Origin of the sequence: Marinobacter sp. Hex_13 (genome assembly GCF_001566815.1) — a bacterium.
In the GTDB taxonomy this organism is placed as follows: domain Bacteria; phylum Pseudomonadota; class Gammaproteobacteria; order Pseudomonadales; family Oleiphilaceae; genus Marinobacter; species Marinobacter salarius.
In genome coordinates, this window is the sequence record NZ_LSMM01000014.1 from 1 (window position 1) to 11,060 (window position 11,060).

7 protein-coding genes are annotated in these 11,060 nt (G+C 52.3%); 1 reads left to right on the plus strand and 6 read right to left on the minus strand.

Features of this window, described 5'->3' with window-relative positions; all coding sequences use genetic code 11:
* Positions 1-474 precede the first annotated feature (474 nt).
* Complete coding sequence (locus tag AXW11_RS03955) at positions 475-1,212, plus strand: hypothetical protein (RefSeq protein WP_286791866.1); 738 nt, start codon at positions 475-477, stop codon at positions 1,210-1,212.
* Between the two features lie 17 nt (positions 1,213-1,229).
* Here the strand turns inward: AXW11_RS03955 and drmC are convergent, their stop codons facing one another.
* The 6 genes from drmC to AXW11_RS03985 form a co-directional block, all read right to left on the minus strand.
* Entirely contained in the window at positions 1,230-1,991 is a 762-nt protein-coding gene (gene drmC / locus AXW11_RS03960; RefSeq protein WP_286791868.1) for a DISARM system phospholipase D-like protein DrmC, read from the minus strand.
* Positions 1,992-3,851: an MrfA Zn-binding domain-containing protein gene (gene drmB / locus AXW11_RS03965; RefSeq protein ID WP_286791869.1), complete on the minus strand. Its 1,860-nt coding sequence runs from the start codon at positions 3,849-3,851 to the stop codon at positions 1,992-1,994.
* Between the two features lie 2 nt (positions 3,852-3,853).
* Positions 3,854-7,822 (minus strand): DISARM system helicase DrmA, encoded by a 3,969-nt coding sequence (drmA, locus tag AXW11_RS03970; protein WP_286791870.1) that lies wholly within the window; start codon positions 7,820-7,822, stop codon positions 3,854-3,856.
* 12 nt (positions 7,823-7,834) lie between these two features.
* The gene (locus AXW11_RS03975; RefSeq protein ID WP_286791872.1) at positions 7,835-9,790 is read right to left on the minus strand and encodes a BbrUII/HgiDII family restriction enzyme; all 1,956 of its coding nucleotides are present in this window, start codon (positions 9,788-9,790) and stop codon (positions 7,835-7,837) included.
* Positions 9,791-9,800: 10 nt separating this feature from the next.
* Positions 9,801-9,977 (minus strand): hypothetical protein, encoded by a 177-nt coding sequence (locus AXW11_RS03980; protein WP_286791874.1) that lies wholly within the window; start codon positions 9,975-9,977, stop codon positions 9,801-9,803.
* 48 nt (positions 9,978-10,025) lie between these two features.
* A partial coding sequence (locus tag AXW11_RS03985) for a hypothetical protein (protein WP_286791875.1) occupies positions 10,026-11,060 on the minus strand: 1,035 nt, incomplete at its 5' end.

Here is an 11,060-nt window from a genome sequence, read left to right on the forward strand (position 1 = left end):
ACTGAAAACGATTCGCCGCCGCGCCGACTGATAGAACTCATGCTGGATAGTCGCGTGAAGCCCCCATCGGCCCCACTGATTTAGTACTGACGTGCGTTTTGGGGATGTCCTCAATTGAGAAAGGAAAAATCTCGCTCCCTAGAGCAATTTTCATATCATGCCCACTTTTATTTAATGAACCAATATTCGGAGGTAAAGTGAGTTTTTTCTGATTCAACATACATCAATAATACAAAGGTGTCAGTTGGATAAAATCAGAGGTATTTCGAAGCCAGCAAAGGGGTGAACTACACTCAATGCTACACTTTTAATCTGGTTACAGAGGCCGGACTCAAATAGAGACTCAACCATCTGATTTACAACATAATAAAAAATAAAAAAGGGTGTTTGCCACACTGTTGACGATTTAGAGTCTAGCTGGTTGAAGCCCTAAAGAGAGGGAGTATAACAATTCAAACAGCCTGGAGAGCAACGTTGGATCAATTACAGAATTTTTCAGACTATAGACTACTAAGTGGCTGCATTTACTGTGGCGGTTCTGCAAATACGCGCGACCATGTTCCATCTCGCATTCTTTTAGAGCCGCCATATCCAGATAATTTACCTGTTGTCAGCGCCTGCAAATCTTGCAATCAAGGCTTTTCCAAGGATGAACAGTACCTTGTTTGCCTCCTGGAATCCGTGCTCGCTGGTTCCACTAATCCAGATAGGATGAGAAGACCCTCAGTTGCTAAAGCGATGAGTAGGTCTCCGGCTTTAAAGGCTAGAATAGAATCAGCCAAAACAGACTCAAACGGGCTAATCTCATTCATCCCTGAATATGAAAGAGTAAAAAATGTAGTATTAAAACTAGCAAGAGGGCATGCCGCATACGAGCTTAGCCAGCAACTTGCTCATGATCCCGATCACTACTGGTGTGGTGCACTAAGCTCACTATCAGAAGAGCAAATAGAAGCTTTCAACGCAGCACACATCCAACATCTGATCAGCGAAATTGGCTCAAGAAGCCATCAGCGCATGCTTGCTGCCGAGATCAGCATGGCCTCTCTTTCTGGCGACCAGAAAACCATGCAGCTATTGGTAAACGATTGGATTGAAGTCCAGGAAGGATATTACCGCTACCTTTCAATTGATGATATTGAAGGGGTGATCATCAGAATCGTTATTGCTAATTATCTAGCCTGCGAAATTGGGTGGAAAATATACGACTAAACCCTCACAACTAAATTTCACACCGCCGATATAACGCCCGTATAAACCAGCGCTTGCAAATGCTCCTCAAGCATCACAGGAATAGCCCCTCCAGTAAGAAGTAGGCCCGCCTCCATATTTCTTTCCATGGCATAACCTGTCAGATTGGCGCTTGTAATAAAACAGGAGCGCCCATCAGCTACTGCGACTTTGGCATGCACACTTCCATTTTCGAAGCAGTCAGCCTTTTCGCTCCAAGCATAAAGTTTAGCAGTAGGAACCAAGCCTCTCATCTTACTGATGGTATCGAAACTAATGTTGCCACCGTGTTCTTGTGATAGTTCTAGCAACATTGAGATTGACACCCCCCTATCAATGGCAGAGTTCAAGCCATTCACGATTGATGTAACCTCATAGGCTACAAAGCTGGTAATAAACAACGACTGTTCAGCGGAATTGATGACCTGCAGAAGCGCCTGCTCTGTTCGACGCGCCGATACGAAGGGCGTCGTCGGGCCAGTCCACACGAGCTCGGAGGATTGCTCTGACGCGGCTTTGGCATACACGTAGCTGGCGGAACGAAGCATCGACGCCAGTTCGCCTGAAGCGATCTCGGTGTTTTGCCACGCCGCCGCAAGCTTACCGACCGCAATTCTAGCCAAGGGGGTTCCAAGCACGCTCGACAATGCCGTTGTAGCTTTACTGGCCTCTGCTTGTCGAACACGATCGGCAACAGCATCAACCTTTTCTGGTGAAACTAGAGCAACCAACGCTGATATGGCATCCAGTAGCTCATCCATCTAAAAGCCCTTGAAGAAAGCTGCGTCAGAGCGCTCAAGTGTTGATATTAGAAGTGATCGATCCAGGTAACGATTACCTCTCTCACAAGAGGTCTCAGCCACCAAACTGCACGCATGGCAGGCAGCGACATGCAGGGAGCGGTCCCTCTCTGGGTCATGCTCAGAACAAAGTGGATCGGAAGAACAGACCTTCGCTCGGTTTAATGCTTGCTCCAGCAATCGGCCTAAATTTTCTGGCTTACCAAGATCAACTAACCCACCCAGCGTGCCGTCTGAATCGGCCGCAGCCGTATAGATCAGAATGCCTGCCTGTGAGCTATCGCTGGTGGTATCAGCATAGATGCGCTCACGAATGCTCGCGGCGTTGTATCCGCACTCCAATGCGAGCTCACGAATCAATAGGTGAGAGAGCGTGTGCAACATTGCATACCGAATGCCAGGGTATCCCTCACTGGGGTCTAGATGGCGAGAATTGCGCCACCCCCGATGACCACCACGGAGCATCTGGTCGACTTTCTTTACGGCATCCAAAGACTCCCATTTGGTGAGGGCACCCTCATCAAACTGAATAAAGATTCCTTCGCCGTGAACTTGGTTTGCTGGGACCCAATCTGGCATTGCTCGTGACAGGCTGGCCATCTGCGGGCTCTCATCGGGGTCTCCTGACTCTTCAGGAGCCTCGACCCGTGTGAAACCCAGCAGCGCATTTACCTCACGCAAGCGTTCAAGAAGCAGAACTCGGCTGATATGGTCTACGAGATTTGGCGGAATGCCTACCTTCTTGCTCATGAAGTGTGGGTAGTCTGAAGGAGGATTCGCCTCCGTCAACACATCCCACTCAGGCCCCTTGATGTCGGCTTCACCTACGACCTCCTCCCCTCCGCCGTTACGGAGCCCCTTAATAGCCGCCCAGATTGCGGCCACAGCATATTTGTCAATTCCCGGCAGCGCGCCGGTCTTCTTCAGCGTTTTAACCGTTACTGACACCTCAGCTTCGGAATCAAGATCTTCAAAAAACGCCCATCCATCCTGGACAAGCTGACCAAGAGGATCCTTAGCCTGAGGAATCGCGAGCGCAGAAAGCGTGATGGGAAACCAGCTATTCGTAGCCCCTAACAGAACGGCTCTCGGTTCTTCGCCACACTCGTTATCAAAGTGATCAAGATGTGGATGCCGCCCACGACACCCAGGTAGATTCTCTTTGCCCGCTTTACCAAAGGCGTGAGCCATACTGCGAGATAGCCCACAGGCATCACACTTGACCCAAAGGTTTTCTGTTTGCAGCGACGCGCCGCTCTCGAAGAAGCGTAGCGTACCCTTGCACGAGCTATTACCGCCATGAACAAAGTAGTGCCAAGGAAAATCATCAAGATGACCATCACGACAGGCCAACAAAAAACGGGCGGGAACAGCATCTGCGTCCTTAGGCCTTTGGTCCCCCTTAGAGCCGCGACAACCTTTGTGAACGAAGCGGGTTCGCTCCGGCCTAAAGCGGTTCTCCTTAATATCGAACAATCCTGCATCAAAAGGCGACAGCAGGCCGCACTTTACGCAGCGCATCCAGCGCGGGAATGGCCGGACGGGAACACCAATATTCGCCTCCGCAGACCAGACATCGACGAGGTCACTCTTCTGGAACGGCGGCATCCTTAGGTTCTCCACCTGAGAACCAAGCACCTTGCGAACTGCAGCTAGAAGCCGCGCCTCTTGAATCGGCTGACAGCGATCTTTTTCCCATTTATCAATGCCTAGTGTCACTACGGACAGGCTAGGTAAGTCAATCAATGCACCGGGACCATAAGTCCATAGCAATTGGCTGGGACGCACTTCGCCAACAGGAGTTTTATTGTTCATGATCATACTCAATCCTCATCCTGCTCTACAGGACGTGGCTTCCAGTCTTGGTCATCCGTAATATGACTCGTATTCATGATCAGGCGCACTCCGGGCTCTACCTCTCGCATCGACATTGGTACGGTCCAATTATCCCAGGCTTGGAGTCCCGGCGACTTAATCAATGCAACGGTCTTGTCCTTCTCGGGACCTCGTTTCTCATAGGCCAGAATTCGACCGCCTCTACTTGCTTCTTTTGCCCATTCGTCGGCACGCTCTTTCAGCTCGGTTTCGGCCAACTGCTTTCGCGCATTGTCTTCGGCTACGTTGCCTGCACGGGAGGACAACACCTTAATAGCATCGGCAATCTCTGCCTGATTAGACATGCCCAGTTGGCCAGCACCTTCGTTCGGACTAAATTCGTCGTTTTCCAGACGCATGAGACTCAACAGTGAACCTGTCAGACCTCGATCCATCGCACGTGGGGAGAATGGCGTTACTGATTGCGCCTCGACGTGCTTATAGAACGTTGCATGGTAGTGCTCAAAGGTTTCGTAATGTGAAAGGTCACGCGGGCGCGCCCACGTCAGCACCGTACAGACCAAACCAGGGAAGGAACGCCCGACACGACTGGTAGCCTGAATGTATTCAGCCGTTCCCTTGGGCTGCCCGTTTACAGCCATCACTCCAAGCCGGTTAACATCGACCCCAACTGAAAGCATGTTTGTGGCCAGCACGACATCAATGGCTCGTGTGTCTCCGTCCTGCCAGCGGGTGACATACTTCCCGGAAGCAGAATCGAACTCGGACTTGAACTTTACCTCCAAGTTATCGAGGTACTTGGGAATATCCTGACTTGATACCCGAGAGGTCAGCTCGCAAATATTGCTAATACTGCGCTGAGCCAATGCGGGTCGTTCCACCATGCTCATCTGGACGCGATAGGAACGTGTCTGCACGTCATCCTCCGCCAAACGCTTCATCCCGCCCAGTTCACGAAGAGAATTGAAATAGCCGACCATCGTCATGTACGGGTCAGCAGGCTCACCAAAGCGGTCAAAGAGTTCTTGCGCTGCTGTCAGGAATGCTGTGTAGACGCGGATCAACATCGCCGGGCGAGAACTGCCAGGTGAGCACACACCGAGGTAACGTCGCCCCGGCCTCTCCTTGATCGGCCGTTGTACCGAAAAGAAGTTGTCTTCCACATCCAGGCCATGCGGGGGAAACACTGAAACACGACGCATGAAAACGTTGTTAACTTGCTCCTTGGCTTTACGCACCGTTGCCGTCGAGGCGATGATCTTAGGTTTAACCGTCTTGCCATCAAGCGCCCAGCCGCACAGTTCATCCACAGCGCTCTCATACAGGCCGACCATGGTACCAAGGGGGCCACTGATTAGATGGAACTCGTCCTGGATGATCAAGTCAGGCGGACGGATCGGGCTGATGCTCTTCACTTTGGAGGAAGGGAACCCCTTCCCGGCTTGGTGATTACCATTGCAATCAGCACCTTGCCAAAGCAGGCCATGCCGCTCACATTCCTGTCCCACACGACCGAAGAGAGTTCGGACCTGGCCACGCCAAGCCATCATCGCGAACTTATCCACCGTGGCAATCATCATGGTGGGCGGGCGATGGTAAATCTCCTCGTCCACGACCAGCACCGGAATCCCTGGGTGAGACTGCTTGCTCGACTTGCCTTTGGAAAAGTCGCAGCGACCTTTCTTATCCCCGCAGTAGACGAAGGTGCGACCAGCCCCCCTGTCGACCTCTACATCACGGCCAGGAGCCACTTCAGAGCCGCACCATGGACAACTGGTAAGCTGTGCCGGTGAGGCCGCACCAGCATTGTATTTGCCTGGGTTGCGCACATCTTCAATCGCTCGGTGGCTATCTTCCGTCGTGCCCGGGGTGACCTTGTTACCAACCCAGAGACCAATGGTGAAGGGCTCAGTACCAAGGGACTTATCGCCCTTTTCCAGTGCCTCACGTCTCAACACCTCCATCGCGCAGATCAGTGCCGTGGCGCGCTGAAACTGCTGGAGTGTCAGCAAACGCAGGGTATAACGCATGATCACGGCCAAACCGCGTGAGCTGTCGTAGCCACCGAGATTACCCTGCATACGCCGGATGGCCATCGTGAAGGCCGCCACACCCAAATAGGCCTCGGTCTTGCCGCCACCAGTGGGAAACCACAAGAGGTCTGCATAAGCCTCGACAGCTTGAACTCGGTCGGGATGACTAGGATCCGCTAATGACGGAATCGAGAGCAACAGAAACGCCAACTGGAACGGGCGCCAACTGCGGTTCTTCAGCACGTCGAATTGATCGAGCGTGACATCCTCGCCCCGGCGCATAGCTAGCGCGTATTGACTGCGCACACGTTGTGTAGCCATCGCACGATTGGCAAAGCGAAAGGCATCCAGCGCTTTCTCATTACTCTTCAGCGTGTCAATGCCTTGCTGTAGACGCTCAAGGATTTCTTCGCAGCGATCCATTGCCAGTTGCGATTGAGCGTCGTAGCCGGTCACCTTTGAGCCTATACCGTCGCGCTGCTCACCAATCCAAGCGGAGTAATCTTTGGTCAGCATGTTCAAGGCATCTACTAACGGCTCGATCTCTAAGGTCGCCAGCCTCTGCATATCGAGCAGCCCACTACTGACCATCTCGCGCATCGCCTGGCGGTCGAATTTATCAAGGCCCGGCGTCTCTGTGACCTGCACTTCGTAATGAGGCATTACAGTGGTACGAACTTCGGTGGCTAGCGTCACATCGTCTGCAGTTTCAGCGTGGACAGCAACGCCATGCCCGACAGCAAACTCGACACGATTGCGGTAGACCATCTCCAGCGCCTCGCGCTCGGGGTCTACCCCGTCTGGGTCAAGCACCGGCCGGCGTCGGAAGATTGCGCATTTGGCAGCATTCTCCTCCGAACGAACGATCAATTCAGGCTGGAACACCCATGCAGTATCTCTATTTGTGTCAGGCTCTTCCTGTGCATTGACAAGGAACAATGTGACCAGCCGGTCACCATTAGCATTCTTAGCCCGAATGGAGCCCTGTACGCGGACTTCTGGAAATTCGTTGTCGGGTGCTTGATGTGTAATTACACCTTGGTTGAGCGCCAGCTTAATCTTGCCGCCACAAGGAATCCGCTGCCAAACCCTGGCCTTCTGTCCGTTAGATTTAAGCAGCTCATGCTCATCATTAGGTACGCGCTCATAACGTCCCCAGCGCGCTTCTACCTCAATCTGATCGACATCGCCATCCACGCAAAAGGTCATGCCGAGGCTGCTGGGCACCAAAGACTGGTTGCTAGCTGCGTCTATCTCGTCGGCGGTATCAGATTCCGGCTCCACACGACCGGTAGTCGTTCCAAACTCCGCGCCAGGCTCGTGATGCCCAGGAACCTTCTCCTCAATGGGCTCCTCGGCATCCTCATTAGCGAGCGCCCCTTCCAGCCCTTCAATGCCGCCTTGGACTGCCTGCCGCGGGGCCAGTTTGCCAACTAGGTAGCGGTCGCGTACACCCATATCGACAATGCGCTCTCGGGGACCGCCAGCAGGACCGAGCAGATCATCCATAGTGGCCAGTTGCAGTAGCTCGCGGATATAGGCCTGATCCTCAATGACAGGCACATCGGCAATGCTCTTGTGCAATGCCTTGGGGAGTGCCTCCAGAAAATCCGTCCACTGAATTCGACGAACGCTACTCGAAGCAGGAGGAGTGAGTGTCGTGTGGCCGATGGGAACCGGCATATCGACCATTAGCATTCGGTCGAAGTAAATCGTGGTGCTCTCCAGATCGGAACGAAGGCGAAGGACCTTTCCGACCCGGGTGATATAACCAGCGGCGCTCAGGATCAAAATCCAATCGTCATCGACGATGGATTGATACAGAGATCGCTCGCCATTCAGCCACAATGTATAGGGTGCCAACGTCGAAGCAGCGAAAAGTCCGTTATCAATGGCGATCCATGCGTTGGATGCTTTTGTCATACCTTTGACACCTCAAATCCTGTTCACGATGTTTTCAAGCTTATCAAGTTCCTTGCTCTTATCCATGTAGGCGGAATAGGCTTCCTGCGCTCCACGGATCAGCGTGTCGTAGTGGACGATACGGCTCCCCGGAGAAATCGCGGCCATTGACGACTTCAACCGGTCAGGATTGGAACCCTCTTCCTCAATTGGCTTTCCAATCACGAATATGACTTCGATGTTCGGCGCTGACTCGTTCTGGGCGAGCAGAATCTTCCTGAGCTTGTCCACGTAGGTCTGGCCTTGCTCCTGAAGTTCGAGAAGCTTCATATTGCGGCCAGCTTTCTTCAGCTCGACTACGATGTGCTTTCCGGCCATCAAACGATATTTAATGTCCACACGGCCTAGCTCCTCCTTTTTGGTCAAATCCTCGACGACGACCCCTGAATCCAGCAGTCGAGACTCCATGACCTCGGTTCCAGTAGCTCGCTCCCAAGAGGGATCAAGCAGCCATAGATGATCGAATAAGTACTTCTGAAGCACTTTTTCCTTCTCGTCGTCATCGACGATCTTCTGGAAGGCACGGATGGCGTCAAGCCGCGATCGCACGATGTCACGGTAGAGAGAGTCTTCCAGTGCATCTCGGTCGGCGAGCACGGCCAGCAATTTATCTGCGCTCTCAACCCCCATCACGAACTCATCCGTGGAGCCACGCAGCTTCATCCGCTCGAAGGCAAGGATCCCGTGCTTATAGAGCGTCTTTCGGTCCTCCTCGTCGTCCACTGGCAGAGCACTTAGTTTGGCGATCAACGTCTCCGCATTCTTCCTGTAGCCTTCACGGAGCGAGCCCAGCCATTCGGTGAGAGCCGGTGAAGCCTTCTCTGCCTCCTTGACCTCATGCTTCCTACGCCATTCTGTCCAGCGTTTTTCGACCTGCGTCAGGCGTGATTTCAGGAATATGATCAGTTGCTCATATCGTGGGTCATCCTCCTGAACGCGCTGCCTATCGCTGGTCGCAATGTCAGGTGCGTCGTCCGCATCAAGGAAATCAGCCTCAATCTGCCCGGTGAGGTACTTAGTGTAGAGCCTCCCATCGTTCAGCCTGTCCAGGATGTTCTCGTGAAACAGGCGGCCACGAGCAAATACGACGATCCCATTCAGATTCCCTGCATCCTCGCTATCCAGCTGTTTTGGCAATCGTGCAGTGCCAATCCAGCCGCTGACCTTCCAGTCTTCTTCCCATGCATCAAAACGATTCGGCAACGACTCCTGTTCTAGAAGTTGTGTGGCGGAAGTCAGGTCGAGAGCGTCATCACCGAGTTGCCAGAGAAACTGCACCATCGGCAAGTCTCCGCGATCGGCGGATGTAATGGGGAGAGCGTCGAGATCAATCTTGAACCCATGGACTTCGCCGATCACAGAGAAACGGCGAGCCAGACGCTTTCGCAGCGCCAGCACGCCACGCCCAAGCCGCTGTCGTTTGATGTCATGCAAAACGATGCGCGTTCCCTTGGAGACCTTTATCTCGTCAGTAGGTAAGGAATCGGGACTATAAAATGGCTCCTTCTTCTGCACCGATTCGTTGATCCCTTTCACTGTCATACGAAGACCGTGTGCAGCCCCGTCCTTGGCGGATTCGACCTCAATGACATTCGCAATTGAAAAAAGAGACAGTTTGCCGAGACCTTTTCGGCCCATAACAGGTCGGCCCTTAGCCGTGACCTTGCCATACTCGACATCCTCGTCTCGTCGTCTATAACCGACCCGAAGATATTTTCCATTCATGTCATCCACCGACATGCCGATGCCGTTATCCGTGATCTCAATCCAGTTACCGTCGGGGTCAATCTTTATGTCGACCTTCTCGGCATCGGCATCCCAGGCATTTGCGACGGCCTCAGTCAGAACGGCGGCGATATTGCTGTAGAGGTTGATTCCGAGGTGGTCAAGCACGTTCAGATCCACCGTCATCTTGTATGTATCCGTCATTTACTTTCCTCTAGCCATCAAATGCGCCGATGTCGTCCGGGAGCTGTTCCAGGAAGTGCCGGACATAATTAAGCACCGTGGACTTGCCAGAGCCCCAGGGGGCCATAGAGTGCCAGTACCAAGCCATCATTGCCTGGGTAACGGAAAATGCTACTGGCAAGGCTTTCGGCAAATGGAGCATGTCCAAATAGATCACCTTGGGGGGGTGGAGCTTGGGCGGTCGGCGGAAGTGCGGTCATCCATTATCTCCGGAAAATAAATCCTCCTGAGGTAAAGGTCGAGCGACTTTCGAACGGCGTCTGCGCTTGGCTTGGCCGGGCTCAGCATCTTGTGCCTGCGAAAATTCCTCAAAGCGTTGCTTATTTAACTCCGTGAGCCGACGTATCAATTCAGCCGTTATATCTTCCGATAGAGCCCAACGCCAAGGGTCATTTGCAGAACCACCACTAAAATCTCTGAAATCGTAGGTAATATCGAGATCATCCCAGCCGTAGGCTAAAGCAACCTCGGAATCAATAGAGGCCATGGTCTGGCGAAGTTCAATTATAGACGGATCATTACAGCTTGGCGTATTAAGCGCATTTAATGTATCAGTCAGACCACATTCATGGTCGGCACTCCAAGAGACAGCAACCTCCTGAAAGCGTGTTGCCATCGCACAGCCTCTGTTCGATACAGATTCATTAGGCAGAGCAAATGTAGATACTGACTCTCGAATCGAAAGGGTGAGCGTGTTGGTGTCCGCACCCAAACTGCGCACAGAGAATGCATATAACCAATTTCGAAACAATGCGCTCAAGCAAATGACAAACAGATCATCTCTTTCCGCGCCGATCAGCAATATTTTGTTGGTGTAGATCCAATCCGACGGTGCCAGCATACAAACCGGATATTTTGCAACTTTGGCAAAGGCAATAAAACGTTCTTGCTTACGAAGCCTGCGCATTAATTTGGCGCGATGATTCCAGAACTGCCACCAACGATCGTAAAGACCTTTGTAGCTTTTTAATGCTTCAGGAGTTCGGGTTGGTTTAACTTTTTCATTTAAAAACTCGTATGCAATGGGCCAATTTTTTTCAATCTCTTCTAGCGTCTTGTCAGCAGCACCCAAAGCGTATCGATCTGTTTTACGAAGAGCATAACTGGTTATATCATCCCCTGTAATATAAGGTTTCAGAAGACTATTAGGTTCATTCTTAAGGCGCTCAAACCATGGATGTTCAGCCGTTATAACAAACGCCATTCCTTTACTATTGTCCACACCAGCGAA

Coding starts and splice junctions, on each gene's coding strand:
- AXW11_RS03975 (WP_286791872.1), bottom strand. CDS start 9,790: ATGACGGATACATACAAGATGACGGTGGATCTGAACGTGCTTGACCAC.
- drmB (WP_286791869.1), bottom strand. CDS start 3,851: ATGATCATGAACAATAAAACTCCTGTTGGCGAAGTGCGTCCCAGCCAA.
- drmA (WP_286791870.1), bottom strand. CDS start 7,822: ATGACAAAAGCATCCAACGCATGGATCGCCATTGATAACGGACTTTTC.
- drmC (WP_286791868.1), bottom strand. CDS start 1,991: ATGGATGAGCTACTGGATGCCATATCAGCGTTGGTTGCTCTAGTTTCA.